31 protein-coding genes and 1 pseudogene are annotated in these 26,113 nt (G+C 63.3%); 12 read left to right on the forward strand and 20 right to left on the reverse strand.

The window, feature by feature from the left end; translation table 11 throughout:
* Positions 1 to 181: 181 nt before the first annotated feature.
* Positions 182 to 793 (reverse strand): TetR/AcrR family transcriptional regulator, encoded by a 612-nt coding sequence (locus LB524_RS09170; RefSeq protein ID WP_224525488.1) that lies wholly within the window; start codon positions 791 to 793, stop codon positions 182 to 184.
* Between the two features lie 200 nt (positions 794 to 993).
* On the opposite strand from LB524_RS09170, the gene LB524_RS09175 reads away from it, so the two are divergent.
* Together LB524_RS09175 and LB524_RS09180 are read left to right on the forward strand one after the other, a co-directional pair.
* Positions 994 to 1,428: an OsmC family protein gene (locus LB524_RS09175; protein ID WP_140717607.1), complete on the forward strand. Its 435-nt coding sequence runs from the start codon at positions 994 to 996 to the stop codon at positions 1,426 to 1,428.
* 17 nt (positions 1,429 to 1,445) lie between these two features.
* Positions 1,446 to 1,832 carry a nuclear transport factor 2 family protein gene (locus tag LB524_RS09180; RefSeq protein WP_224525490.1) on the forward strand — a complete coding sequence of 129 codons (387 nt, stop codon included), beginning with the start codon at positions 1,446 to 1,448 and terminating at the stop codon, positions 1,830 to 1,832.
* Between the two features lie 14 nt (positions 1,833 to 1,846).
* On the opposite strand, the gene LB524_RS09185 is transcribed toward LB524_RS09180, so the two are convergent.
* The 8 genes from LB524_RS09185 to LB524_RS09220 all read right to left on the reverse strand — a co-directional run bounded on the left by LB524_RS09185 (position 1,847) and on the right by LB524_RS09220 (position 6,173).
* On the reverse strand, positions 1,847 to 2,458 hold the full coding sequence (locus tag LB524_RS09185) for a LysE family translocator (protein ID WP_224525492.1): 612 nt from the start codon (positions 2,456 to 2,458) through the stop codon (positions 1,847 to 1,849).
* Between the two features lie 193 nt (positions 2,459 to 2,651).
* The gene (locus LB524_RS09190) at positions 2,652 to 2,978 is read right to left on the reverse strand and encodes a YkgJ family cysteine cluster protein (protein WP_224526064.1); all 327 of its coding nucleotides are present in this window, start codon (positions 2,976 to 2,978) and stop codon (positions 2,652 to 2,654) included.
* A gap of 61 nt (positions 2,979 to 3,039) precedes the next feature.
* A complete protein-coding gene (locus LB524_RS09195; protein WP_015318394.1) occupies positions 3,040 to 3,207 on the reverse strand; it encodes a hypothetical protein in 168 nt (55 codons plus the stop codon).
* Position 3,208: 1 nt separating this feature from the next.
* Complete coding sequence (locus tag LB524_RS09200; RefSeq protein WP_140617157.1) at positions 3,209 to 3,616, reverse strand: hypothetical protein; 408 nt, start codon at positions 3,614 to 3,616, stop codon at positions 3,209 to 3,211.
* Positions 3,616 to 3,843: a hypothetical protein gene (locus LB524_RS09205; RefSeq protein WP_015318396.1), complete on the reverse strand. Its 228-nt coding sequence runs from the start codon at positions 3,841 to 3,843 to the stop codon at positions 3,616 to 3,618. The genes LB524_RS09200 and LB524_RS09205 overlap by 1 nt, the downstream gene beginning before the upstream one ends.
* 339 nt (positions 3,844 to 4,182) lie before the next feature.
* The gene (locus tag LB524_RS09210) at positions 4,183 to 4,392 is read right to left on the reverse strand and encodes a cold-shock protein (protein ID WP_010915421.1); all 210 of its coding nucleotides are present in this window, start codon (positions 4,390 to 4,392) and stop codon (positions 4,183 to 4,185) included.
* Positions 4,393 to 4,668: 276 nt separating this feature from the next.
* On the reverse strand, positions 4,669 to 5,421 hold the full coding sequence (locus tag LB524_RS09215) for an SDR family NAD(P)-dependent oxidoreductase (RefSeq protein ID WP_224525495.1): 753 nt from the start codon (positions 5,419 to 5,421) through the stop codon (positions 4,669 to 4,671).
* A gap of 83 nt (positions 5,422 to 5,504) precedes the next feature.
* On the reverse strand, positions 5,505 to 6,173 hold the full coding sequence (locus LB524_RS09220; RefSeq protein ID WP_140664795.1) for a glutathione S-transferase family protein: 669 nt from the start codon (positions 6,171 to 6,173) through the stop codon (positions 5,505 to 5,507).
* A 167-nt stretch (positions 6,174 to 6,340) separates the two neighbouring features.
* Here LB524_RS09220 and LB524_RS09225 point away from each other — a divergent pair, with 167 nt between their 5' ends.
* The gene (locus LB524_RS09225; protein WP_015318399.1) at positions 6,341 to 6,526 is read left to right on the forward strand and encodes a CsbD family protein; all 186 of its coding nucleotides are present in this window, start codon (positions 6,341 to 6,343) and stop codon (positions 6,524 to 6,526) included.
* Positions 6,527 to 6,592: 66 nt separating this feature from the next.
* Here the strand turns inward: LB524_RS09225 and LB524_RS09230 are convergent, their stop codons facing one another.
* A complete protein-coding gene (locus LB524_RS09230) occupies positions 6,593 to 7,225 on the reverse strand; it encodes a TetR/AcrR family transcriptional regulator (protein WP_224525498.1) in 633 nt (210 codons plus the stop codon).
* A gap of 83 nt (positions 7,226 to 7,308) precedes the next feature.
* Between LB524_RS09230 and LB524_RS09235 the strand changes: the two genes are divergently transcribed.
* Positions 7,309 to 8,148, forward strand: coding sequence for an NIPSNAP family protein (locus LB524_RS09235; RefSeq protein ID WP_318012222.1), 840 nt, complete (start codon positions 7,309 to 7,311; stop codon positions 8,146 to 8,148).
* Here the strand turns inward: LB524_RS09235 and LB524_RS09240 are convergent, their stop codons facing one another.
* Both LB524_RS09240 and choX read right to left on the reverse strand, forming a co-directional pair.
* Positions 8,149 to 8,982, reverse strand: coding sequence for an alpha/beta fold hydrolase (locus LB524_RS09240; RefSeq protein WP_224525500.1), 834 nt, complete (start codon positions 8,980 to 8,982; stop codon positions 8,149 to 8,151).
* Entirely contained in the window at positions 8,979 to 9,911 is a 933-nt protein-coding gene (choX, locus tag LB524_RS09245) for a choline ABC transporter substrate-binding protein (RefSeq protein WP_224525503.1), read from the reverse strand. The genes LB524_RS09240 and choX overlap by 4 nt, the downstream gene beginning before the upstream one ends.
* Positions 9,912 to 9,988: 77 nt before the next feature.
* Here choX and betI point away from each other — a divergent pair, with 77 nt between their 5' ends.
* From betI to LB524_RS09270, 6 genes and pseudogenes are all read left to right on the forward strand, one after another.
* Entirely contained in the window at positions 9,989 to 10,627 is a 639-nt protein-coding gene (gene betI, locus LB524_RS09250; protein ID WP_224525505.1) for a choline-responsive transcriptional repressor BetI, read from the forward strand.
* Positions 10,628 to 10,807: 180 nt separating this feature from the next.
* Positions 10,808 to 11,101 (forward strand): annotated as a pseudogene (locus tag LB524_RS28820) (SDR family NAD(P)-dependent oxidoreductase); the annotation flags it as partial.
* Entirely contained in the window at positions 11,079 to 11,579 is a 501-nt protein-coding gene (locus tag LB524_RS28825; RefSeq protein ID WP_263486555.1) for an SDR family NAD(P)-dependent oxidoreductase, read from the forward strand. The pseudogene LB524_RS28820 and the gene LB524_RS28825, both read left to right, overlap by 23 nt.
* 134 nt (positions 11,580 to 11,713) lie before the next feature.
* Entirely contained in the window at positions 11,714 to 13,111 is a 1,398-nt protein-coding gene (fumC, locus tag LB524_RS09260; RefSeq protein WP_224525508.1) for a class II fumarate hydratase, read from the forward strand.
* 172 nt (positions 13,112 to 13,283) lie between these two features.
* Positions 13,284 to 13,706, forward strand: coding sequence for a DoxX family protein (locus LB524_RS09265; protein WP_140790525.1), 423 nt, complete (start codon positions 13,284 to 13,286; stop codon positions 13,704 to 13,706).
* Between the two features lie 222 nt (positions 13,707 to 13,928).
* On the forward strand, positions 13,929 to 14,351 hold the full coding sequence (locus LB524_RS09270) for a DoxX family protein (protein WP_224525510.1): 423 nt from the start codon (positions 13,929 to 13,931) through the stop codon (positions 14,349 to 14,351).
* On the opposite strand, the gene ppx is transcribed toward LB524_RS09270, so the two are convergent.
* On the reverse strand, positions 14,352 to 15,887 hold the full coding sequence (gene ppx / locus LB524_RS09275) for an exopolyphosphatase (protein WP_015318407.1): 1,536 nt from the start codon (positions 15,885 to 15,887) through the stop codon (positions 14,352 to 14,354).
* Complete coding sequence (locus LB524_RS09280) at positions 15,887 to 18,079, reverse strand: RNA degradosome polyphosphate kinase (RefSeq protein ID WP_015318408.1); 2,193 nt, start codon at positions 18,077 to 18,079, stop codon at positions 15,887 to 15,889. Before LB524_RS09280 ends, ppx begins: the two co-directional genes overlap by 1 nt.
* A gap of 167 nt (positions 18,080 to 18,246) precedes the next feature.
* Between LB524_RS09280 and LB524_RS09285 the strand changes: the two genes are divergently transcribed.
* Both LB524_RS09285 and LB524_RS09290 read left to right on the forward strand, forming a co-directional pair.
* Entirely contained in the window at positions 18,247 to 18,492 is a 246-nt protein-coding gene (locus LB524_RS09285; protein WP_015318409.1) for a zinc-finger domain-containing protein, read from the forward strand.
* A gap of 10 nt (positions 18,493 to 18,502) precedes the next feature.
* Positions 18,503 to 19,741 carry an FAD-dependent monooxygenase gene (locus LB524_RS09290; RefSeq protein WP_140664771.1) on the forward strand — a complete coding sequence of 413 codons (1,239 nt, stop codon included), beginning with the start codon at positions 18,503 to 18,505 and terminating at the stop codon, positions 19,739 to 19,741.
* Between the two features lie 18 nt (positions 19,742 to 19,759).
* Here the strand turns inward: LB524_RS09290 and LB524_RS09295 are convergent, their stop codons facing one another.
* The 6 genes from LB524_RS09295 to LB524_RS09320 form a co-directional block, all read right to left on the reverse strand.
* On the reverse strand, positions 19,760 to 20,425 hold the full coding sequence (locus LB524_RS09295) for a TIGR02117 family protein (RefSeq protein WP_224525513.1): 666 nt from the start codon (positions 20,423 to 20,425) through the stop codon (positions 19,760 to 19,762).
* Between the two features lie 118 nt (positions 20,426 to 20,543).
* Positions 20,544 to 21,293, reverse strand: coding sequence for an amino acid ABC transporter ATP-binding protein (locus tag LB524_RS09300; RefSeq protein ID WP_031240865.1), 750 nt, complete (start codon positions 21,291 to 21,293; stop codon positions 20,544 to 20,546).
* Between the two features lie 79 nt (positions 21,294 to 21,372).
* Entirely contained in the window at positions 21,373 to 22,530 is a 1,158-nt protein-coding gene (locus tag LB524_RS09305) for an amino acid ABC transporter permease (protein ID WP_140824685.1), read from the reverse strand.
* A 4-nt stretch (positions 22,531 to 22,534) separates the two neighbouring features.
* Positions 22,535 to 23,722 (reverse strand): amino acid ABC transporter permease, encoded by a 1,188-nt coding sequence (locus LB524_RS09310; RefSeq protein WP_140726254.1) that lies wholly within the window; start codon positions 23,720 to 23,722, stop codon positions 22,535 to 22,537.
* Positions 23,723 to 23,784: 62 nt separating this feature from the next.
* Positions 23,785 to 24,813, reverse strand: coding sequence for an amino acid ABC transporter substrate-binding protein (locus LB524_RS09315; RefSeq protein WP_015318414.1), 1,029 nt, complete (start codon positions 24,811 to 24,813; stop codon positions 23,785 to 23,787).
* A gap of 434 nt (positions 24,814 to 25,247) precedes the next feature.
* The gene (locus LB524_RS09320) at positions 25,248 to 26,108 is read right to left on the reverse strand and encodes a DUF2182 domain-containing protein (RefSeq protein ID WP_224525515.1); all 861 of its coding nucleotides are present in this window, start codon (positions 26,106 to 26,108) and stop codon (positions 25,248 to 25,250) included.
* Positions 26,109 to 26,113: the final 5 nt, after the last annotated feature.

A 26,113-nucleotide genomic window follows, 5' to 3' on the forward strand; every position in this document is an offset into this window, starting at 1 on the left:
GAAGTCCATAAAGCACGCCCATGAATCCAAGTTGCTCAAGCCCGCAAGCGGGCTTGAGTGGCGGCATGGACTTCTAATCCACGCTTCCATCTGCATTCAGCTACCGAAGGGCGGCCCTCGAGGTCGCCCTTTTCTTTTCGTCTTGAGGCTGGTGCTCCACCGCAGTCAGTTGGGATACCGGTCAGACAGCGGTAGTCTCCGCCCGCTGTGCCACCTTGCCGGCGAGCACGGCCTGCTCGATAAGGATGGCCACCTCATCGGCCACTGCGTTGAGCGATGAGCGGTCGCGGGTGGCGCGGGCAATCACCATCAAGCCTTCCAGCGAAGACTCGACCAGCAGCGCCAGTGCCTGCGCGCGACGCTCGGGCACTCCTGCCCTGACGAAAGCCTCACGCAGCAAGCCGATCCACTGTTCGAAGGCCGAGCGGCACAGTTCGACAAGGTCGGGCACATCGCCTGGCGAGTCCAGCACGACCGGCGCGACCGGGCAGCCGAGTGAGAACTCATTGTCTTCCAGCATGCGTCCCACCGACTGATAGATGTGATGGACGGCGACGGCAGGGTCGCGTTCGGCGGCCAAAGCCTCGCCCAGACGCTCGGTTACCTCGGCGACGCTGGCGCGCGTCACCTCGACCACCAGTTGGTCCTTGCCGCCTGGGAAGTGGAAATAGAGCGAGCCGCGGGGTGCGCCGCTGGCGCTCAAAATGTCGTTGAGCGACGTGCCGTGATAGCCGCGCCGCCGCAATAGCAGTGCCGTCGCCTCGATCATCCGCGTGCGTGTGTCCGTCGCCATGTCAACCTCTGTCAGGAGTGCGCACTATAAGGCTTGCCCGAAATATGACAATCGGTCTACATAATATGTAAATCGGTCTACATATTTCGGAGGCAGAGATGGATGAGTATCGGCGGAAAGGGCAAGACGGCGGCCTGGCTCGTGATGCATGAGGAAGCGGTCGCGGAGCCTTCATTTCATCAAGCAGAGGAGAGACAGCAATGACAATTCGCGAAGCATCGGCCGAATGGCACGGCCCGCTCAAGGAAGGTTCCGGACGGCTCAGGCTGGGCAGCGGCGTGTTCGAGGGCGCCTACTCGTTCCCGTCCCGCTTCGAAAACGGCCCCGGCACCAATCCGGAGGAACTGATCGCGGCCGCCCATGCCGGCTGCTTCTCGATGGCGCTCACCGCCGTCCTCGGCAGTGAAGGTCATGTCGCAAGCGACATCCACACGACCGCCAAGGTGCATCTGGGCGCCACCGCGGCCGGGCCGACGATTACCCGCATTGAATTGGAGACGGAGGCGAACGTCCCCAGGCTCCCCGCCGCCGACTTCGAGCGGCTGGCGCAGTCGGCCAAGGCGGGATGCCTCGTCTCGCGGGCGCTGGCCGGCGTCGCCACGATCACGCTGAAAGCGAACCTCATAAGTCACTGAACGGAAGGAGAAATCGCATGACCCAGGAATTGATCATCGACATCACCGCGGCCAACCGCTCCGGCGAAACGGCTGAAATCATGCGGCGCTACAACGATGTGTTCCAGCGTCACGATCCCTCGGCTCTCGACGATCTGGTGGCGCAGGACTGCGTGATCGAGAACACCACGCCGGCGCCGGACGGCGCGCGCCGCGCCGGCAAGGCAGCCTGCGTCGAGCTGTGGTCGGCGATCGCCACCGCACCCGGTACGCGCTTCGACCTCGAAGAGATTTTCGTGGCCGGCGACCGCGCCACGATCCGCTGGCGCTACTGGATGGCCGACGGCAATTCGCTGCGCGGCGTCAACCTGATGCGCGTCGCGGACGGGCGGATCGTCGAGGCGATGGGTTATGTCAAGGGCTAGACTAAGCGCCTCGATCACCTATCCGCCAGCGCCAGCTTGGCGCCGAGCATGACGAAAGCGCCGGCAAAAGTCCGGCGCATCCAGGTAAGCACCATTGGCCGCGACACGACATGGCTGCGGATCGACGCCGCGAAGATGCCGTAGCCGACAAATACCACGAAGGTCAAAAGCATGAAGACCGAGCTGAGCTCCAGCATCTTCGACAGTGCGTTGGGTTCGGTGGTGCTGACGAATTGTGGCAGGAAGGCGAAGAAGAAGATCGACAGTTTCGGATTGAGCACGTTGACGAGGATGCCGGTGGCGATCACCTTGCCGGCCGAGCGCGGCGCGACATTGTCGTCGACGCTCAGGCCGCCTTTTTCCTTCAGCGTGTTCCAAGCCATGTAGAGCAGATAGGCGACGCCGAGATATTTCAGCGTCTCGAAGGCGACAGCACTGGTGTGCAGCAGCGCCGCCAGGCCGGTGATGGCGGCCGCCATATGCGGGATGATGCCGAGCGTGCAGCCGAAGGCGGCAATGATCGAGGCCCGCGCACCACGCGAAAGCCCGGCGCTCAGCGTATAGAGTACGCCGGTGCCCGGCGAAGCCACGACGATCAGCGACGTCAACAGAAATTCGATGCTCACGATGATTTCCTCCGGCGCCCTACCCTGACGCAGCCTAGCCAGCAAGCGGGGTGCGCACAAGCGACAGTCATTACAGCATGTCGCGGCGACAGGATTCGCCGACCCGCTGTAAGCTTCTGATTTTATGCTTGTCGTTGTCCCGGAACCGAGGACACTTCCGGGCGACATGCATTCGCCGCCAGCAAAGCCGCCGCTAAGAGGTGGAAAATCCGAGCGCCCGGCGCGCGATCAGGCACTCGTCGTCGCCAGGCATGCAGGCGCGGCAGACATCCGGGCGCAGGTCATAGATGGTGCAGGCGGTCGACTTGCCGACCTCGCCAGACAGGGCCGAACAGCGCACGCCGTCACAGCGCATGCCCGACAGGTCTGCCGCCACGTATTTTTCCGGGATGCGGTCGAGCTGCGCATCGTCCTCTGTCGAAAAGCGCGGCCACTCGGCTGAATAGGAACAGCACGCGCCGCAGCTCTGGCAATCGAACATAGGAGCGATGCCTGGTTGTGCCGACGGCAGGCTGGTCATGGCTGCCTGGGCAAACGGCCCCGGCGCGGCGAGATTGCGATCGGCGTCCCGCGGCAAGGCGCTACTTCTTCTTGCCGGTCTTGCCCTTCGGTGCGTCCGCTGGCGACTTGAACAGATCGGTCGCTGCCTGGTCGGCGGCGGCGGCCTTCGGCGCGGCAACCGGCTTGGCCGGCTTTGCGGCGGGAGCCGGCGCTGCCGGCTGATCCTTGGCGGAGAATTTTATGGCCATTTCAATCCTCGTCGGCGAAACGCGATGATGGTGCGCGCGGATTGCGCAAGCGGCCGATCAACGCGGAAACCGCCGTGATGTTCATTTCCTCGGGCGACCAGTTCCTGGCTTCCGCGATGTGGTGCGCGGCCAGCTCACGATGCGTGCTGCCGCTATAGGCGGCATCCTGATAGGTGACACGCTCATGGGTCTTGGCGTCTTCGCGGACATATTCGATGAGGTAGTTCGGGCACTCGGCCCGGCCGCGCACGCCGACGCGCACCTGGGCATCGCCATGGGCGCGCTTGCAGCGTTCGAGCTTTTCCAGCACGCGCCGGACATATTCGACCGGCTTGTCCAGGGTCTCGACCATGTCGGCAATGGTCGCATCGGCCGCGATTGGCGTTTGCGGTACGCGCTTGGTGGCCATCAGCGTTTTCCGGCTCGTTTCGGCAGCGCCGCGAGTGCCGCCGCTGCCGCCATCTCGTCGGCCTCCTTCTCCAGCCGCAGCTCGCGCAGGCGCGCGGTCTTGGCTTCCCGCGCTTCGCTGACGGCATCGCGCTCGGAAATGATGCGGTTAAGCGACATCGACTGGGTTTGCGTCTTGCTGAACAGCGACACGGCCGGATCGACGGCTGTCTTCGAATGGGCGGTCAAAATCTTTCTCCTGTCAGGAGCCTGGTGTAGGACGAGACCGGGTCTTCGGTCGGGACCATGCACAAAGCGATGCGGCAGCGGATTCAAGATGCTGGAGCGTCCCTTAGCACGTTCAGCTCAATGCGCAGCGCATTTTCGGCGGCAACAAGCGTAAAATGAAAAAGGCCAGGCACCGCCTGACCTTCCCTGGGAGCGCCGCGCATCCAACTGGATGCGCAAGGCTAGCTCCTGATGGGCAGCACAGGCCGTGGAAACTCAGGTTCCCGTGGCCATGCGCCCCAATTCGCCGTTCACCAGTGCCAGTACATCCGTGGTCACCGGGACGGCTGAATTCTTTCTTCAGGCCGCCTTCAACTGGTCGGCGGACATCTTGCCCGACTTGTTGTCGCGGACCATCTCGTAGCCGAGCTTCTGGCCCTCGACGATGTCGCGCATACCGGCGCGTTCCACGGCCGAGATGTGGACAAAAACGTCGGCGGAGCCGTCGTCAGGCTGAATAAAACCAAAACCCTTGGTGGCGTTGAACCACTTAACTGTGCCGGTGCTCATGACGAACCCTTTCCATGGCAAATATTCGTTCGCCGTCATGCGGATGCACAACGCCGTTTGTCTCGATTTTTGATGTGGGAAGTTCGTCAAAGGCGCGCCCGGAAGCGCGGATAACAAAAGTCAGTCAAACAAATATCGACGACTTTCTTCTACGCGTGTTTCAGACGCCTGTCAAATGTTGCGCCATCGATCCGAGAATTCGACGCCTGAAAGGACGTCATCTGGCCAACATCCATGGTGAACAAGCGCCCGCACCTGAGCGTTGCCGGCGGCCGCTCAGCGTTCCTGGTCGGTCGGTCTGATGACGATCTCGTTGACGTTGACGCGCGCCGGCTGGCCGACGGCATAGAGGATGGCGGCGGCGACATCCTCGGCGGTCAGCGCTTCCATCGTGGCGAGGCGCTGGTCCAGCCCCGCCTTCGAGGCAGCGTTGGTGATATGGTCGCCAAGCTCTGTGCGCACCAGGCCCGGCTCGATCACGGTGACGCGAACCTTGTCGGCATAGACTTCGCGCCGCAGTGATTCCGAAAAACCGACAACACCAAATTTGGTCGCCGCGTAACCGCTGGCGCCGGGATTGGCGACGCGGCCGGCGACCGACGAGACATTGACGATATGGCCCTTGGCAGCCTTGAGATGCGGCAGCGCCGCCTTGGTGACGCCCATCAGCGCCAGCAGGTTGAGTTCCACCATATGGCGCCAGTCATCGAGCGTTGCCTCCGCTGCCGGCGAGAGCAGCATCACGCCGGCATTGTTGACAAGAATGTCTAGCCGACCCCATTCGGCCACCACCTTCCCGACCATGGCCGCGACATCGTCATTGCTGGTGACGTCGGCCTCGAAGCGCAAAGCCGTTCCGCCGATTTTTTCGATGCGGGCGGCCAGAGCTTCGAGCCTATCGACCCGACGGGCGGCGACCGCCACCCTTGCCCCGGCAGCAGCCAGTGCCGCAGCCGTCGCCTCGCCAATGCCCGAGGAAGCGCCGGTGACGAGAGCAACCTTGCCGGCAAGCATGGAAGAAACGGTCATTGCAACATCTCCAAAGGGCGCCGCGCCAATGCTCCTAGATAGGCCGTCCCGGTCAACGGGGAAGACCGCTTCGCAGACGGGTCCTATTCATCCGGCCCCGGCTCCGGCCACGGCTCCTTCGCCGCTTCCGCATACCATTGGCGCATCGCCGGCAGCGCGAGGATGGCGTCGACATAGGCCCTGGTATCGGGCGCCAGATCCCCACCATAGGTGTCGAAGCGGGTGACGACAGGCGCATACATGGCATCGGCCGCGGTGAAATGGCCGAACAGAAACGGGCCGCCCTTGCGGTGTTTCTCACGGCACTCGCGCCACAGCGCCTCGATGCGGGCGCGTTGCGCCTCGCCCTCGGCGTCGAGTGGCTTGTGGCCCTTTGGCCGCCGCAAATTCATCGGCCAGCCATAGCGGACTTCGCGAAAACCGGAATGCATCTCGGTCGCCGCCGAACGCGCCAGCGCCCGGGCGCCGATATCGGCCGGCCAGAGCTTTTTCTCCGGAAAGAGATCGGCGAGGTATTCAAGGATAGCAAGGGTTTCCCAGACCATTCCGCCAGTGTGGTTCAAGGGCTTGTGAACCAAGACAGGGACTTGACCTGTCGGCGACACGTTCGCCAGGTTGGCGGCGGTCTCGGGGGTGCGCAGCCGCACCAAGACCTCTTCGAACGGTATCTCCAGGTGCCGCATCGCCACCCAGGGCCTGAGCGACCAGGACGAGAAGCACTTGTTGCCGATATAGAGCGTGAATTCCGACATTTGTCCCCCTTGGCGGTTTGCTCCTTGCGGAGTGCGCTGGCCGGCACCCTAGCCTGCCGGCGCGGCGCCCGAAAGACACCCTGTTTCGCCGACATAAGCGGCGGCTGTCGGAACCGAAACCGTGCCGGCTCGTTTGCCAAGGCGAACCAAACCCGGGAGATGCGAAAATGGTGAACAAGGATCAGGTCGCCGGTGCGGCCAAGCAGGTAAAAGGCTCGGTCAAGCAAGCCGCCGGCAAAGTGACCGGCGATAGGCAGACGCAGGCGGAAGGCATGGCCGACAAGGCCACCGGCAAGGTGCAGAAGGCCTATGGCGACGCGAAGGACAAGGTCAAGAAATCGCTTGACCGCTGAGGAAAGGGCCGCGTCGAGCGGCCCTTTTCACGTCAGCCACAAAGTGGGCCCAGCGATCCACCTGCCTCAAATGCCGCCATGCCGGCGCAGCACCCTGCGACGTCGCCGCGCCACCGGCTCGCCCTGCGATGATGCCGCTTGCGAGGCGCTCTGCTCCAGCGCCGCTAGGCAATCGCGCAACGGGCCGGCGTCCTGCGCTGTCTTGGCCATCGACATGGCGCCGGAATAGGCGGCGACCGCAAACACCGCAAAATGCTCGGGATCCGTGCCTTGCTCCCTGCCCTCCCGCTGGTCGGCCCTGATCTTGTCGGCGATCGCTTGGCGCCATGCCGAAAAGACGCCGGCAAGGGCATTCCGAAATTCGGGATCGGCGAGCGACAGTTCATGCGCCAGATTGTTGAGGGGGCAGCCGCGCACGTAACCTTGCCGTTCCAGTTCCGCCGCCACGGCGTCGAACACTTGACGCACGCCCTCGCGGGCCGAAGCCGCCTGCCGCACCGGCGCGATCCACGTCTCCTCGACCGCCGCCGCCACGCGCTCGTCGATGACCGCCAGCGCCAGCGCCTTCTTGGTCGGGAAATGATGGTGCAACGCGCCACCGCTGACGCCTGCCGCCGTCATCAGGTCGCCGAGGCTGGAAGCATGGTAGCCGCGTGCCTGAAATGCTGCCTCGGCGACATCGAGCACTTTGCGGCGCATGCCTTCGGGGTCGTTGATGCGTTTGCCTCGGACTCGCCCTGGCCGGATGTTGAGCTCTGCTGACATTGCCGAAGGATAGCATGTTGACAAAACAGGGCAACCGGTCTGTTTATAAACAGGATGATCAACCTGTTTTGGAGACTCCGCGCATGAGCCCGATCCTGAATGCCACGCCTAAGCCGGCGGTACTCGCCTCGCCGATCGTCGAATTGCGGCAGTACACGTTGAAGCCCGGCCGGCGCGAAACGTTGATCGATATCTTCGACACGCAGTTCATCGAAAGCCAGGAAGACGCGGGGATGACCATCATCGGCCAGTTCCGCGACCTGGACCGCCCCGATATGTTCGTCTGGATGCGCGGTTTCGAAAGCATGGATGCGCGAAAGGATGCTCTGAGCGCGTTTTATGACGGCCCCGTATGGGCGGCGCACCGCGACGCGGCCAACGCGACGATGATCGATTCCGACGACGTGCTGCTGCTGCGGCCGGCGTGGCCGGATGCCGGCTTCGATCTGTCGGGATTGCGCCGGCCAATGGCCGACATGGTCAAAAGCACAAGCGAACGGAGCGGGTTGCCCGGCCTGGTTGAGATTTCGATTCATCATTTACGGCCGGGCATCGGCGCCGACTTCGCCGGGCGCTTCCGGGGGGAGATGGTTGCGCGGCTTGCCCAGACCGGCGCGCGTCTGCTTGGCGCCTTCCTGACGGAGCCGGCCGCAAACACCTTCCCGCGGCTACCCGTGCGCGCCGGCGAAAACGTCTTTATCACCGTTGCCGGCTTCCCCGACGGCGATGCCCACGCCAACCATCGCCTCGCCACTTCGCCGGCGTGGCAGGCACTTGGCCAGAACATGCAGGGCATTAGCACTAAGCCGGCCGAAACGTTGCGGCTGGTGCCCACGGCCCGATCGCTGTTGCGGTGATCAGCGGCCGGAGAGCAGTCCCGCCATCGCGGAGGCGACGAAGGCCGGGTCCTCCCAATGGGGATTGTGACCGCAGTTTTGCACCCAGACGAGACGGGATCCGGTCAGCGCGTCGGCCAAGGCCTGCTGGTGCGGCTCGTCGAATAGCGGATCGCAGGCGCCGGCGATGATCAGTGCCTTGGCCCGCACGGCCCGTGCCTCGGCGGTCAGGTCGGTGATGCGGACTTCCTCCAGAATGGCACGCCAGCGGGCCGCAGGCATGGCGGAAGCTTCCGTCGCCAGGCCCGCGAGGAACGTCCGCGGCACCGAGGTTTGGCACGCATGCCACCAGGCAAAGAACGGGTCGGCCGGCGATATCGGATCGTGCAAGGCCAGGATGCCGACCGGCAACGCATGGTCAGGCGTGAAGCCGGGCTTCAGCGTGCTGGCCAGCACGACCAAGCCTCCGATCAAGTCCGGCTGTCGGGCGGCCAATGCAGTTGCCACCATGCCGCCCAGCGAGTGACCGATGACGACAGGCCGGTCCAGCCGCAGATGCCGGATCAACCCGGCAATATCCTCGGCGAAATCAGCGACGCGGTAGCCGCCGCCCGCCTGCGAGGCACCATGGCCGCGCAGATCGGGCATGATCAGCCGGCGGCCAGCCAAATGCGGCGCCAGCAGCGAAAAGCTGCGGCTGGTGTCGGTGAAACCATGGATCAGCAACAGCGGCGGCCCGGCACCGGCGATCTCGACATAGGCGATGTCGAGATCGCCGATATTGACCCATTGCTTGCGGCCAGCCCAGGCGTTCTGTTCCATACAGGCGATGGGCAAGACGTCCGGCGGTCTCACAGGCCAAGCTTTTCCTTGACGGCGGCAAGACCAGGCTTGCCATCGAAAGTCGTGACACCGGCGAGCCAGGGATCGAGACGGCTCTTGTTCATCGTGATCGCCTTCAGCGCCCCATCCTCCGGCTTCATGCCGTCATTGATGAGGTAGCCCATGCCGACATTCTCGAAATCGATGTCGAAGACGAGATTCCTGAGGAACTGCGCCACGTTAGGACATTCCTGCAGGTAGCCCTTGCGGACCTGCGTCGTCACCGTCGCGGCGCCGAAATTCGGGCCAAAGAACTTGTCGCCGCCTGTCAGATACTTGAAGTCGTACATGGTATTCATCGGATGCGGCGCCCAGCCCTGGAAGACGATGAACTGCTTCTCCTTGATCTCGTAACCGACCTCCGACAGCATGCCGGCTTCGCTGGACTCGACCACGTGCCAGCCATCGAGGCCGAAGGCCGGATCGGCGATGGCGTCCATCATCAGCTGGTTGGAGCCGGGCTCGATGCCATACATCTTCTTGCCGAACTTGTCGGCGAACTTGTGCAGGTCGGAGACGTCCTTGACCCCTGCCTCCCAGACATAGGTCGGTACGGCGAACGTGTATTTGGCGCCGACGAGATTGACACGCACATTCTCGATCGAGCCGTCCTTCTTGTAGGGTTCGTAATAGGTGACCATCGCCGGGTCCCAATAACCCAGGAACAGGTCGAGATCCCGGTTCTTCATGCCTTCGTAGATGACGTTGATGCCCAGCACCTCGCTCTGTGGCTGATAGCCGAGCGCTTGCAGGAGCACATTGCCCACACCCGTGGTGAAAGCGAGATCGTTCCAGCCGGGCTCGGCCATGCGGACCACACGGCATTGCTCGGCGTCGGCCGCCTGGGCAGCCTGCGAGGCCAAGGCCAGCGTGGCCAGACAGCTTGCAAGGATACGCACCATTTCCGTTCTCCTCATCGTATTGACCCATCGGTCTTTTTATTGCCCCATGGGTCAATGATTGATCTCGCGGGGCGAAAATGTCAAGGTGGATTCGTGAGGCATGGAACAATCCCGTGAAACTGAAACGCCTTGGCGACATACGCCGAAAGGAATTGCGCCAGGCGGCCTTCGCGGTTCTGGAGCGCGAAGGCATTGCGGGGGCGACGCTGGAAAAAGTCGCCGCCCATGCAGGCGCCTCCAAAGGCATCGTGCTGCACTATTTCCGCAACAAGCAGGAATTGTTCGAGCACGCCATGCGCGAGGCCAACGCAGTCCTATGCAACGCGGTGGTCGCAAGGCTTCGCCGGGCGCGGACTTCGATGGAACGCCTGGATGCGGTGATCGAAGGCAATTTCGAGGAGCATCTCTTCCTGCCGCCTCTATGCCATGCCTGGCTTTCGCTCTGCGCCGAGGTGCCGCGCGATGAAAAGCTGGCGCGCATCCAGAAGGTGATCCATGGGCGCATGCGCTCGAACCTGTTGTCCGGCCTGCGCGGCCTCGCCTCAACCAACGAGGCCGACGACATCGCGCTTGGCGTCACGGCCTTGATCGACGGACTCTGGCTTCGGCTCGGCCTGCAGCCGGGCAGCGTCTCGCGCGAACAGGCGATCCGGCAGGTCAAGGGCTATGTCGCCGCGCGGCTGGCTACTCAGGAGCGCTCCACCGCCAGCGCGTGAAACCGACCCGCACGTCGTCCGGTTTTCGCGCTGCGACGGGTCTCAGGCCAGCCGGCCGTCGGGCGCTTGCACCGGACGCCGGCCGAAGTTCATACCCTGGGATGGCCTGATGACTTGACCCCGTCACGGACATGCGGTGCGATCCCTCTGTTTGATGGCAAACGCATGGTGAGGTGCGTGATGAGGCTTCACGGCAAGCGGACGTTGATCACCGGCGGATCGGACGGCATCGGCCTGGCGATCGCCGAGGCATTCCTGCACGAGGGTGCCGATGTCCTGATCGTCGGCCGCGACGCGGGCAAACTCGACACCGCTCGCCAGAAGCTGACGGCCCTCGGCTCGACAGGCATGGTGGCGACATTGTCGGCCGACCTCGCCACCAGCCCCGGCCTCGCAGCGGTCGTCGAGCAGGCGAAAGAATCCGGCCGGCCACTCGACGTTCTCGTCAACAATGCCGGTCGCCTATCTCGTGCCGTTCGAGAGTGTCAGCGAGGCACAGTTCCAGCACTCTTTCGCGCTCAATGTGACGGCGGCGTTCTTCCTCACCCAGGGGCTGCTGCCGCATCTCGGTGCAGGTGCATCCGTCATCAACATCTCCTCCTATTTCGCCAACAAGATGATCCCGAAACGGCCATCAAGCCTCTACTCCCTGTCCAAAGGCGCGTTGAACTCGCTGACCAAATCGCTGGCCTTCGAACTCGGCCCGCGCGGCATCCGCGTCAACGCAATCGCACCCGGTACGGTGGATACGGCAATGCGGCGCAAGACCGTCGACAACCTGCCGGCCGAGGCACAGGCGGAACTGAAAGCCTATGTCGAGCGCAGCTATCCTCTCGGCCGCATCGGCCGCCCTGACGACCTCGCCGGGATGGCGGTCTATCTCGCCAGCGATGAGGCCGCCTGGACCAGCGGCGGCATCTTTGCGATCGACGGGGGGTATACGGCGGGGTGAGCGATCTCCACCGCGATGGGGAAGACCGGCTACAGCTTCAACCGATTTGCATCCTCATCGTTCGCATTCTCCGCTTGAAGCCATTTGTGCAACGCGATACGCCGTTGCCCAAATCGACAGACCGGAGCCTTGCCGTGAGCACGTCAAAGACGAGAACCGAAACCGACACGTTCGGCCCCATCGAGGTCGCCGCCGACCGTTATTGGGGCGCCCAGGCGCAGCGTTCCCTCGGCAATTTCAAGATCGGTTGGGAGAAGCAGCCGGCTTCGATCGTGCGCGCGCTGGGCATCGTCAAGCGGGCGGCGGCGGAAGCCAACATGGAACTCAAGCGGCTCGATCCGGCCATCGGCAAGGCGATCATCGAGGCCTCGCAAGAGGTCATCGACGGCAAGCTCAACGACCACTTTCCGCTGGTGGTCTGGCAGACCGGCTCGGGCACGCAGTCCAACATGAACGCCAACGAGGTGATCTCGAACCGCGCGATCGAAATGCTGGGCGGCGTCATGGGCTCGAAAAAGCCGGTGCACCCCAACGACCACGTCAATATGAGCCAGTCCTCCAACGACACCTATCCGACGGCCATGCACATCGCCTGCGCCGAGCGGATCGAGCATGACCTGATCCCCGCGCTGCACCACCTGCACAAGGCGCTCGCCGCCAAGAGCCGGGACTTCAACCACATCATCAAGATCGGCCGTACCCACACGCAGGACGCCACGCCGCTGACGCTGGGCCAGGAATTCTCCGGCTATGCCGCGCAGGTCGCCTCCTCGATCAAGCGCATCGAGCAGACGCTGCCCGGCCTGCAGGAACTGGCGCAGGGCGGCACCGCCGTCGGCACCGGCCTCAATGCGCCGGTCGGTTTCGCCGAGCGGGTGGCCGATCGCATCGCCGCCATTACCGGCATCGCTTTCGTCACCGCGCCGAACAAGTTCGAGGCGCTCGCCGCACATGATTCCATGGTGTTCTCGCACGGTGCCATCAATGCCGCGGCCGCGGCACTGTTCAAGATCGCCAACGACATCCGTTTCCTTGGCTCCGGCCCGCGCTCGGGCCTCGGCGAATTGTCGCTGCCGGAAAACGAACCCGGCTCCTCGATCATGCCGGGCAAGGTCAACCCTACCCAGTGCGAGGCGATGACGCAGGTCTGCGTGCAGGTGTTCGGCAACAATGCGGCGCTGACCTTCGCCGGCAGCCAGGGCCATTTCGAGCTCAACGTCTACAATCCGCTGATGGCGTACAGTTTCCTGCAGTCGGTGCAGTTGCTCGCCGACGCTTCGGTCTCCTTCACCGACAATTGCGTCGTCGGCATCGAGGCGCGAGAGGACAACATCAAGGCGGCACTCGACCGTTCGCTGATGCTGGTGACCGCGCTTGCGCCCACCATCGGCTACGACAACGCCGCCAAGATCGCCAAGACCGCGCACAAGAAAGGCACGACGTTGCGCGAGGAAGCGTTGGCAACCGGACTGGTCAGCGAGGCCGACTATGACCGCCTGGTGCGGCCGCAGGACATGACACATCCGGGGTGAAGGCATTTTTCGGCGGGAGAATATCCTCACGCCAGCGCGTCGACCGACATGAATTTTTTCACCGGTTCACAGAAACGTATTCCTGTGAACAATGTGTCGCCGGATAGGCGGCTTTGGTGAACAGTCGACATGCTCTATCTGACGGGGCATCAACCCCATTCGGAGAGCCACCATGTCCACAAACACTTCCTTCGCCGGCAGCGGCACCGCGTCCAACAGCTCTGTCACCATCCTCATCGGCCGCATCCTGCTCGCGGTCATTTTCCTGCTTTCTGGATTCGGCAAGCTCACAGCCATTTCCGGCACCGCCGCCTATTTCGGCGGCCTCGGCCTGCCGGCGCCGACGGCAACGGCCGTCATCGTCGGACTGATCGAGCTGCTTGGCGGCCTTGCCGTCCTCGTCGGTTTCCAGACCAGGATCGCCGCCTGGGTGCTCGCGATCTTTACGATCGCGACCGGGCTGGTCGCCCACACCGGCTGGGCCGACCAGATGCAGATGATCCAGTTCCTCAAGAACGTCGCCATCACCGGCGGTTTCCTGCTGCTGGCCTCCTCGGGTCCCGGCGCGTATTCGATCGACGCCAAGCGCGGCTGAGGTTTTTTCCTCCCAAGGATCTGAAACGAGCGGCGCGGAATTTTCCGTGCCGCTTTTTCGTTATGACCACAGGCGTACAGCACGTCGCGGCAAATAGATTCGCCCGAGCTGCTGTAAGCTTCTGATTTATGCATGTCGTTGTCCCGGAACCAAGGACACTCCCGGACGACATGCATTAGACTGCAATGGTCGCCGGCGACCGTGCCGGCAAGGGAGGGAGCCATGGGTCGCAGTGCATTGCTTCTGGTTTCGCGGCTGCTGTTTGCCGTGCTGTTCGTGCCGTCCGGCTTCCAGGCGCTCGCCAACATTGCCGGCACCACCAGCTATTTCGCCGGTCTCGGCCTGCCGCTGCCGGCGCTCGCCGCCTGGGGCACCGGCCTTTTCGAGTTGATCGCGGGGCTGCTGATCCTCGTTGGTTTGCGGACGCGGATCGTCGCACTGCTGCTGGGCGGCTTCTGCATCGCGGCCGGCTATATCGGCCATTATGGCCAAGGCGCCGGTGACGCGACGCTCGCCCTCCTGCACCAGCAGATGCTGATGAAGGATATCGCGATATCGGGCGGTTTCCTGGCGCTTGCCATGGCCGGCGCCGGCGCATGGTCGGCCGATGGGCGCGGCTTCGGCATAGGCGCCGACGCGACTTGACTACTTCGCCGACACGCTCTGCCCGCCCTCGACCGCCAGCACCAGGCGGCGGTTGGTGATGCGCGCCAGTTGCGCCAGCCGGCCAGCCGGGCGCTCGCCGTATAGGTCGGAGAGCGAGGCCGGCAGCACCAGCGCCAGCGCGCCGTTGGGGCGGCTTTCCCATTTCAGCCTCGGCATGATGCCAGGCATCGCGGCCGTCAGCAGATAGACGACGCGCATCATCGCTGCCAGTACGCGGGCGCGCTCCAGCAGGCGCGGCGGCGCCAGCGCCCTGATTTCGGGCGCCACCAATTCATTGAAAACGCCATCATGACGGTAGGCGTTGGTCAGCGCCAGGTAGGCGCGGCCGGGATGATCGACACCGATGAACGAGGCATGCGCAATGATGTTGAGCGACTGCTTGCCGCGATATTCCGGATGAGCGCGCCAGCCGATATCGGCGAGCAGGCAGGCGGCGTGGCGATAGCGCGCTTCGTCTTCCGTCTCGTCGATGCCGAACGCCTTGAAGGCCTTGCCGGTCCATTCGACAAGGTCATGCGCGTGATGGACCGAACGCGAGCGCAAAAGCGCGAGTTCCTCGGCGGCCGAGATCAGCGGATCGGCCTTCTGCTCGGCCGCGTCGAGCAGCGAATAGAGGAAGCCCTCACGCACGCCTTGCGCCGAAACGACGATCCTGGACGGCTGCATCGCCGTCATGATCTCCTGCAGCACGAGAGCGCCATAGGGCAGCAGCGAGCGGCGGTTCTTGGAGACGCCCTCGATCCCCCTCACCTTTTCGACTTCGCCCCTGGCCACCTGCTTGAGGAAGTTCTGAGCGCTTTCGGCCGAAATTTCGTAGTGGTGCATGACGCCGAGCGGATAGTTGTTCATCTCCATATGCAGCCTGGCGAGGTTTCGCCAGGTGCCGCCAACAGCGTAGAAAGTCCTGCCTTGTCCGCCCTTCAAAAGCTTGGCCCGGGCCAGTTCCTGGCGCGCGATCTTCTGCGCCTGGACGAGCGAGTTCTTCGCCATGTCCTGCAGGCGCAGGCCGCCGAGCGGCAGCGTGATGCCGTCGCCGATCGCCTCGCCATCAATGTCTATAAGCTCCAGGCTGCCGCCGCCAAGGTCGCCGGCAATCCCGTTGGCCGGGTGGAAGCCGGAGATGACGCCGAGCGCGGAATAATGCGCTTCCTGGCGGCCGGAGAGCACACGGATTTCGGTCTTGAGCACATCCTCGGCACGATGGATGAAATCGGGACCGTTGATCGCCTCGCGGGCGGCGGCGGTTGCCAGCACGTACATGTGTTCGGCGCCAGCCTGGTCGGAGAGCGCGCGGAAACGGCGAAACTCCTCCATCGAGCGCGCCACCCCCTCGGGGTCCAGCTTCCCCGTCGACACGATGCCACGGCCGAGGCCGGCCAGCATCTTTTCGTTGAACAGCATGGTCGGCGAGCGCGCCAGCCCCTCATAGACGACGAGACGGATCGAATTGGAGCCGATGTCGATGATGGACAGCGGTCGGCGGTCCTGCAGCCGGCCCTGGGAATTGGACAGCATCAGGTGGCGGCGTTCTTCTTGCGGCGCTTGAACTGGGCGATTCGCTTGGGCGCATGCGATTTCAGCGCGTCACCCCGTCCCGACAGGCTCGGATTGGTCATGAAATATTCCTGCGCGTTGAACGGTTCCTCACCCTCCTCCAGCACCACGCGCCGGGAGGTTCCATCTGCCAATACGTCGAAACTTTGCTGATTGTCCATGATGTTGCCCAGCATGATCTGGCCCAGAATCTGTTCATGCACAGTTGGATTGGTGATCGGCACCATGGTCTCGACGCGGCGGTCGAGATTGCGCGGCATGAGGTCGGCCGAGGAGATGTAGACGATCGCCTCGTCCGAAGGAAGGCCATGACCGTTGCCGAAGCAATAGATGCGGCTGTGCTCCAGGAACCGGCCGACGATCGACTTGACCCTGATGTTTTCCGACAGGCCCGGCACCTGCGGCCGCAGGCAGCATATGCCGCGCACGACGAGGTCGATCTCCACTCCGGCGCGGCTGGCATCGTAGAGCGCGTCGATGATGATGGGATCGACGAGCGCGTTCATCTTCATCCAGATACGCGCCGGCCGTCCCTCCAACGCATGGGTGACCTCGTCCGAAATGTGCTGAAGGATGCGGTTCCTCAGCGTGAACGGCGAGATCGCCAGCCGCATCTCCGCGGTCGGCTCGGCATAGCCGGTGATGAAATTGAACAATTGGGCGACGTCGCGGGCGATCGTCGGATCGGTGGTGAAGAAGGACAGGTCGGTGTAGATGCGCGCGGTGACCGGGTGGTAGTTGCCGGTGCCGAGATGGACGTAATTGCGCAGCTTGCCGTCCTCGCGCCGCACCACCAGCGACATCTTGGCGTGGGTCTTGAGTTCCAGGAACCCGAACACGACCTGCACGCCGGCGCGTTCGAGATCGCGCGCCCAGCGAATGTTGGCCTCCTCATCGAAACGCGCCTTGAGCTCGACCAGCGCCGTTACTGACTTGCCGGCTTCGGCCGCGTCGACCAGAGCACGCACGATCGGGCTGTCGTTGGAGGTGCGATAGAGCGTCTGCTTGATCGCCACCACTTCGGGGTCGGCCATCGCCTGGCGCAGGAACTGCACCACCACGTCGAACGACTCATAGGGGTGATGGACGACGATGTCCTTCTCGCGAATGGCGGCGAAACAGTCGCCGCCATGCTCGCGGATACGCTCGGGAAAGCGTGGGTTGTAGGGGATGAATTTCAGGTCGTCGCGGGGAACGGAGACGATCTCGGAGATCTGGCTGAGTGCCAGCGGCCCGGTGAGCACGCTGATCCGGCTCGACGAGACGCCAAGCTCGCCGGCGACGAAATCGCGCAATTCCCCAGGCATCAGCTTGTCGAATTCGATGCGGATGACGGAGCCGCGGCGGCGGCGCTTCAGCGCCGTTTCGAACAGGCGCACGAGATCTTCCGATTCCTCTTCGACCTCGATGTCGCTGTCACGAATTATGCGGAACGTGCCGGAGCCCTTGACCTCGTAGCCGGGGAAGAGCTTGCCGATGTAGAGGCCGACCGCCTCCTCCAGCGGAATGAAGCGGACATGGTGCTTGCGGTCCGGCAGGCGGATGAAGCGCTTCAGCGCCACTGGCAGGCGCAAGAGCGCGCTCATCTCCTCGCCATTCTTGCGATGGCGAAGCTGCAGCGCCATCGAGAAGCCGAGATTGGGAATGAACGGGAACGGATGCGCCGGGTCGATCGACAGCGGGGTGAGTACGGGAAACACCTGCTCCTGGAAATGGTCTTCCAGCCAGACCTTCTCGTCCTTTGTCAGCGCGTCACGGGTGATGCTTTCGATGCCTTCCTTGTTGAGCAGCACCGTGAGTGCCGACAGGCTCTTCTGCTGGTCCTCCTGCAGCCGCTCGACCTCACGCAACAATTGTTCGAGCTGCTGTTCGGGAGTGCGTCCGTCCGGGCTCTTCAGCACGATGCCCTCGCGCACCTGGCCGGCAAGGCCGGCGACGCGCACCATGAAGAACTCGTCGAGATTGGCGGCCGAGATCGACAGGAAGCGGACGCGCTCCAGCAGCGGGTGATGGGTGTTCAGCGATTCCTCGAGAACGCGGCGATTGAACTGCAGCCAGGAGAATTCGCGGTTGACGAAGCGGTCCGGATTGCCTTCCGGGCTCGCTGCCGCGACATTGTTGAATTCGCTCTGTACCGGCTTCAGTTCGTTCATGATTCCTGCTCTTCCGCGCGCCTCAGCCGGTTAACCGGCTTAACTTATCCTGTGGCAGGCTTTTGCGACAGTTCTCTGACAGGCTTTTGCGACAGTTTGATTTCATCGAACTTGCAAACAGACTTGATATGATCCAGATGCAGAGAGACTGCGTTAAGGAGACGACGATGGCAGGCGGTTCCATTCCCCATTTCCAGAACGATGCGGGCCACCCGGCGATCGACATCGGAGTCAAGGAATTCATGTGCACGGGCGCCAACCCGCCTTTCGACCATCCGCATGTTTTTCTAGACATGGGCGACGACAATGAGAAAGTCTGCCCCTACTGCTCGACCCTCTATCGCTATTCGCCGAAGCTGAAGGCGACCGAAACGCTGCCGGCGGGCTGCCTCTACATCGACCAGGCCGCCTGACCTTCCGATCATGAGCGAGACGCGGTCCCGGCAGGTCATGATCGCCGGGGCTGGCATCGCCGGGCTGACAGCGGCGATTGCCTTTGCCGAACGCGGCTATTCCGTGAGGGTGTTCGAACAGGCGCAGCGTCTCGAAGCGGCGGGCGCCGGCATCCAGCTCTCTCCTAACGCGACGCGCATCCTTCGCCAGCTTGGCGTGCTCGACACGCTTCTTGCCAATGCCGTCCAGCCGGAAGCCGTGGTGCTGAAGGACGCCGCGAGCCTGCGCCAACTGGCACGCGTGCCGCTTGGCACAGCCGGCGAGGAACGCTGGGGCGCACCCTATCTCGTGGCGCACCGGGCGGATCTGCAAGACGCCCTGATGGCGCGCGTTGCGCAACTGCCCGACATCCATCTCACCACCGGCGCGCAGATCAGCAGCGTGGCCTCCGGTTCATTCGTTATCACCACGACAGACGGGGTCGGCCGCAAGGTCATCGATACCCAAGGATCTCTGCTGGTCGGCGCCGATGGCGTCTGGTCAGCGGTGCGGAGGTTTGCCCGTCCAGGCAGCGGAGCCGGCTTCGCGAACAGCCATTTCTCCGGCGAACTGGCCTGGCGGGCGACGGTGAGCGCGGACAACGAGGCGGGGCAAGCCTTCGCCGCGATCGGCGCCACTGACTGCGTCACAACCTTCCTGCACCCCGGATTCCACATGGTCGCCTACCCCGTCAGCAGGGGTAGCGCCTTCAACCTTGCCGCCTTCACCCGGGGCGAGCGCATCGCCGACGGGTGGTCACGCCACGCCGATCCCGCCATCCTTTCAGGCGCCATGCGCCGCTCCGCGCCGGCGCTGGCGCGTTTGGTGGAACTCGCTGGCCCGTGGACCGCCTTTCCTATCCACACGGTCGAACAGCGACGCTGGACCATGCCCGAAGGCATCGCGCTGATCGGCGACGCCGCGCATGCCATGACGCCGTTCGCGGCTCAGGGCGCGGCCATGGCGATCGAGGACGCGGCGACGCTTGCCGATTTGATCGCCGACTTCTTCGGCGACCTGACGCAAAGCCTTGTCATCTGGGAGAACCTGCGGCGGTCGCGCATCGCCAAGGTCATCCGTCGCGGCGCGCTCAACCGGCTTGCCTGGCATGCCCGAGGCCCGGTGGCGTTGGCCCGCAATCTGTTTCTGGCGGCGCGACCGGGAGAGAAGCTCGCAGCCGATCTGGACTGGCTTTACGGGTGGGAGCAGCAGCGGATCATCCGTCGCTGAAAGGAGCCCGCGGCAAAGCTAATTATACAGCCGCATCGACAGCCCAAGCGAAACCGGCAGCGGGTTCCACCAGCCGGTGCGCAGGCCGGCGGTGCGCAGTGCCGCCGCCGTCCAGGTGTTGCAACCGATCAGCGCGTTGAAACGGCCATTCGCCTCAAAGAAGCGATCGAAATTGGAGTAGGCGGCATTGTCGATGATGATCGGACCGTTCGGCCCCTCTTGAAAGCTCGCTTCGATGAAATCGAGCAATGCGGCAAAACGGTCTTCGCTCACGTCGAAGCCGGCGACATCGGGGTGCGGCTCGGGAATATTGCCGGCGACGGCGACATGCATCACCGACGCATCGAGCGTCAAAGCCTTGAACGCGGGCAGCGCCTTCAATTGCGACCATGTCGGCGTTTCCAGGTAGAAGGCGCGCCCACCCCAGCCGAAGACGAGGTAGCGCACTTCGGGCGCGTCCGATGGCAGGCCGGCATCGGCAAGGAAACGAAAGCGCCGGCGCACCTCGTCGTCCACGGGAATGGCGATGTCGGTGTGGATCGGATTTTTCAGCACCAATATGTGCCTGACGCCCTCGCCCGCTGCGGCTGCCGGCCAGAGCGGCCGCGGCACCAGCGTGCCGAGCGACACGGCGAGCACCAGTGCTGCAACCAGAATGGCCAGGAAACGCAGGAGTTTTCTCATAGGTGCGGCTTCGCGATTCCATTCGCGGCTCTATGGAGAAGATCATTTATCGGATCGGCCAGAGGCAAAAACGCCCGGCCGTGGCGCGACCGGGCTTTCTCGAGTTGGCGTAGTCCGCTCAGTGCAGGATCTGCGACAGGAACAGCTTCGTGCGTTCGTGGCGCGGATGGTCGAAGAACTCGGCCGGCGTGTTCTGCTCGACGATCTGGCCCTGATCCATGAAGATCACCCGGTTGGCGACTTTCCGCGCAAAGCCCATCTCGTGGGTGACGCACAGCATGGTCATGCCTTCCTCGGCCAGCCCCACCATCGTCTCCAGCACTTCCTTGATCATTTCCGGGTCGAGCGCCGAAGTCGGCTCGTCGAACAGCATGATGCGCGGGTTCATGCACAGCGAGCGGGCGATCGCCACGCGCTGCTGCTGGCCGCCGGAAAGCTGGCCCGGATATTTGTTGGCCTGCTCGGGGATCTTCACGCGCTTGAGGAAATGCATGGCGATTTCCTCGGCCTGCTTCTTCGGCGTCTTGCGCACCCAGATCGGCGCCAGCGTGCAATTCTCGAGGATGGTCAGATGCGGGAACAGGTTGAAGTGCTGGAACACCATGCCGACCTCGCGGCGCACCTCGTCGATCTTCTTCAGATCGTTGGTGAGTTCCTTGCCGTCGACGATGATCTTGCCCTTCTGGTGCTCTTCCAGCCGGTTGATGCAGCGGATCATGGTCGACTTGCCCGACCCGGACGGTCCGCAAATGACGATGCGCTCGCCGCGCATCACCTTGAGGTTGATGTCCTTCAGCACATGGAACTCGCCGTACCATTTATGCATGGCGATGATGTCGATGGCGACATCGGTGGTGGAGATATGCATCTTGGCGGCGTTGACCTTGATCTCTTCCGCGCTGACGGCATTTTCGGTGGCCATGGCTGGGGTCCCCTTGTTCTTTTGTTTAGCGTTTGTAGCCGGTGTCGAGCCGGCGTTCCGTGTACATTGAATAGCGCGACATGCCGAAGCAGAACAGCCAGAAGACGAAGGCGGCGAACACAAGACCGGATTTCGCGGTCTGCGCCGTGGCCCAGTTGGCGTCGGAGAAGTTCTGCTTGACGATGCCGAGCAGGTCGAACATCGAAATGATGAGGACCAGGCTGGTGTCCTTGAACATGCCGATGAAGGTGTTGACGATGCCGGGTATGACCAGCTTCAGCGCCTGCGGCAACACGATCAAGCTCATCTTCTGCCAGTAGCCGAGGCCGAGCGAATCGGCGCCTTCATACTGGCCCTTGGGGATCGCCTGCAGGCCGCCGCGCACCACTTCGGCCATATAAGCCGCCGCAAACAGCGACACGCCGATCAGCGCCCTCAGATACTTGTCGAAAGTGACGCCGGCCGGCAGGAACAGCGGCAGCATGACGCTGACGAAAAACAGGACGGTGATCAGCGGTATGCCGCGCACGGCTTCGATGAAGATAATGCACAGCATCTTGATGATCGGCATCTTCGAGCGCCGCCCGAGCGCCAGCACGGTGCCCAGCGGCAGCGATACGGCGATGCCGACGAAGGACAGGCTCAGCGTGATCAGCAGCCCGCCCCAGCGCGAGGTTTCGACATGCGGCAGGCCGAATACGCCGCCGACCAGCAGGAAGAAGGAAACGATCGGCAGCACCAGGAAAAGCAGGATCGCGTTCAACCCCTTGCGCGGCACACGCGGCATCAGCATCGGCACCAGCAGCGCCACGAACAGGATGGCGACCAGGATCGGCCGCCAGCGCTCCTCGACCGGATAGGTGCCGAACATGAACTGGCCGAACTTGGCGTTGACGAAAGCCCAGCAGGCTCCGCTCCAGCCATCGGGCTGAATGCCGCCTTGCGCGACGGTGGCGCAGACCGTGCGGTCCGGTCCCGTCCACTGTGCGTTAATGAACGCCCAGTTGATGACCTGCGGCAGAACCCAGGCGACGATGACGATGCCGAGGATGGTGAGGATGGTGTCGCCGACCGAGCCGATCAGGTTCTTGCGCACCCACGCGACGGGGCCGCTGACGCTCGCCGGCGCGGGCTGCGCCAGCGCCATTTCGGTGCGCACCCAGGACAAATCGTGTTCCTGCATGGTCCTACCTCTCCACCAGTGCCATCCTGGCGTTGACCACGTTCATCACGGCCGAGGTCACCAGGCTGAGTATGAGATAGGCGATCATCATGATCAGCACGCCCTCGACCGCTTGTCCGGTCTGGTTCAGAACCGTGCCGGCCGTTGCCGTCAGGTCGGGATAACCAATGGCGATCGCCAGCGAGGAGTTCTTGGTCAGGTTGAGATACTGGCTGGTCAGCGGCGGGATGACGATGCGCATGGCCTGCGGCACCACGACCAGCCGCAGGATCGAACCGGATCGCAGCCCAAGTGCGGCCGCCGCCTCGGTCTGGCCCTTGCTGACACCCCTGATGCCGGCGCGCACGATTTCGGCGATGAAGGCCGCCGTGTAGCAGGACAGCGCCAGATAGAGCGAAAGGAACTCCGGTTTGACCTGGAAGCCGCCGGTCAGGTTGAAGGTCGATTGTTTGGGCAAGTCAAAGCTCAGCGGAAAGCCGCTCAGCACGTAAGCCAGCAGCGGCAGGCCGATGATCAGCGCGGCGGAGGTCCAGAACACCGGAAATTGCTGGCCCGTCGCCATCTGCCGCTGACGCGCCCTGCGGGCGACGAACCATGACATTGCGATGCCCACGACAAGGGCGACCAGGATCAGCCAGGAGCCGTCGCCCCAGACCGGGCGCGGAAAATAGAAGCCGCGCTGGTTGAGGAACGAGCCGAAGGGCAGATGATAGGAATCGCGCGGCGCCGGCAGCACGGCGAGCACGCCGGAATACCAGAAGAAGATGACCAGCAGCGGTGGGATGTTGCGGAAGATCTCGACATAGACCGTGCAGATCTTCTGGATCAGCCAGTTCTGCGACAGGCGGCCGATGCCGATGACGAAGCCGATGATGGTGGCGGTGATGATGCCGGCGACGGCAACGATGATGGTGTTGATCAGGCCGACGACGATGGCGCGGCCATAGGTCGAGTCCGACGTATAGGCGATCGGCGTGTCCGAGATATCGAAGCCGGCGCGCCCCTTGAGGAAGCCGAAGCCGGAGGCGATGTGCAGGCGCTGCAGATTGTCGATGACGTTCTGCACGATCCACCAGATGGAGCCGAACAGAACGATGACGACCAGCGTCTGAAAGAAGAGACTGCGAATTCTCGGGTCATTGACGAAGGAGCCGCGGCTCGGCTCCTCGCGTAGGATTTCCTGCGATGCCATGTCACGTCCCCTGTGAAAGAGAAACCGGAAGGCAGGAGCCTGCCTTCCGGATCACATTTCGATCAGCGGATCGGCGGCGCGTATTGCAGGCCGCCCTTGGTCCATAGCGCATTGATGCCACGCGCAATCTTGAGCGGGCTGCCGGAGCCGACATTGCGGTCGAACATTTCGCCGTAATTGCCGGTGGCCTTGACGATGTTGACGACCCAGTCGTTGGAGACGCCGAGGTCGGTGCCGATCTTGGTGTCTGCTTCCTGGCCGAGCACACGCTTGATCTCCGGGCTGGCGGAGTTTTTCATCTCGTCGACATTGGCCTTGGTGATGCCGAGCTCCTCGGCGTCGAGCAGAGCGAAATAGGTCCACTTGACGATGTGGTACCACTGGTCGTCGCCCTGGCGAACGGCAGGTCCGAGCGGCTCTTTCGAGATGATCTCGGGCAGCACGACGTGATCGGCCGGCGAGCCGAGCGTCAAGCGAATGCCGTAAAGGCCCGACTGGTCGGTTGTGTAGACGTCGCAACGGCCGGCATCATAAGCGGCATTGACCTCTTCGAGCTTCTCGAAGACGACGGGATTGTACTCCATCTTGTTCGCCTTGAAGTAGTCGGCGAGGTTGAGCTCGGTGGTCGTGCCGCTCTGCACGCAGACGGCGGCGCCCGAAAGCTGCAGCGCCGAATTGACGCCCGGCAGCTTCTTGGCGTTGATCATGAAGCCCTGGCCGTCATAGTAGGTCGTGCCGATGAAATTCAGGCCGAGCGCGGTATCGCGGTTGATCGTCCAGGTGGTGTTGCGCGAGAGGATGTCGACCTCGCCGGACTGCAGCGCGGTGAAGCGTTCCTTGGCGCTGAGCGGCGTGAACTTGACCTTGGTGCCATCACCGAAAACGGCGGCGGCAACCGCGCGACAGAAATCAGCGTCGATGCCTTGCCAGTCGCCCTTGTCGTCCGGCGCGGAGAAGCCGGCCAGACCGGTCGAGACGCCGCACTGGATGAAGCCCTTCGCCTTGACGGTGTCGAGCGTGCCGGCCGACGCGGCCGACGCCATCAGTCCGAGCGTGGCGGCGCCAAGAATGCCGATAGCAATGTGTTTCATAACCCACAGACCCTTTTCTGTTTTTTCAGGCAAACCCTGATTTTTTTCCCTTGTGAACGCAGCTCCCATCCCGGCCCATTCCCGAAACCCCGCATCGCAAACCGACGCGCCGCCTCCCATTCACGAACAGCATCGAAGGCGATAATTCCCGTGAGGTCAAGGAAAATGACCGAATCCGACCGGGTTTGAAAATCGATTGCCTGAAATGCCTGAATTGCAGACAAACGTGCACGCGATCTCGTCAGAAGCGCGACCTGAATCGGCAAGGCTCATTTGACGCAGATGTGAGCCGGCGCTGTAAAATCCGTTCCGGGCAATAGCTCGGCGTTACTGCCCCCGGGCACGAAATGCATTGACGTTACGGAATACCTTCGGCCGACGATTACCCATGATTGGCGGTCGATATTGCTTGTGGACAAAATCGGCGCGCGGTCTCAAAGCGCGGAAAGGCCCAGCCAGAGGCCGACGGCGACCATCAATGCACCGGAGATGCGCGGGATCAATTGCCCGGCCGGGACCACCTTCTCCAGGAGAACAAGGATGGCGATGCCGGCGATCCACAGCACGTTCATGACACCACCGACGAACAGCAGGGCCATCAGTGCCCAGCAGCAGCCGAGACAATAGGCGCCGTGATCCATGCCAAGCCGAAGCGCGCCGAGCGCGGTGGTGCGGAACCCGCCATGGCTGGCCAGGAACGCGATCGGCGCCTGGCATTGGCGCAGGCAGACGCCCTTGATCGGTGTCCATTGGTAGAGGCCGGCGGCGATCAGAATGACACCGCCGAGCACCGCGCTGTGCGCCGCCATCGCGGGATCAAGCAAGGCGAAACGAGTGAGCAGCCATTGCGCACCCGTCGCCACGATGCTGAAGACGACCCAGACGACGAGATAGCCGGTAAAAAACCATGCCGTCGAAGCGATAGGCCGGCTGTCCGCCAGCGCCTTGCGGCCGACGCCGGCATAGAGCAGCAACATCGGCGCGACCGACGGCGTCATCATGCCGACCATCATCACAACCCACATCGTGAAGATGAAAACGAAATCGGCCGATGCCCAGGGCCGGAAGCCCGGCGCCACGGCGGCGCCCATAGCCATGCCGCCCATGTTCATGCTCGCCATGTCCATCCCGGCCATGTCGCCTGCCTCGCCGCCCGACACCGGGCTGCCAGGCATGGCCATGTCGGCGGCCAGCCAAAGAACATAAGCCCAGGCGAACACGGCAATGACGGCGAGCGCGGCCGTCACGACCGCGCGGTCGCGCCGCAGCACCGCCTCGAGAGCCGTGTCGCCCATTGGAT

The sequence above is a fragment of the Mesorhizobium sp. ESP6-5 genome (genome assembly GCF_020164695.1).
Classification (GTDB): Bacteria; Pseudomonadota; Alphaproteobacteria; order Rhizobiales; family Rhizobiaceae; genus Mesorhizobium; species Mesorhizobium australicum.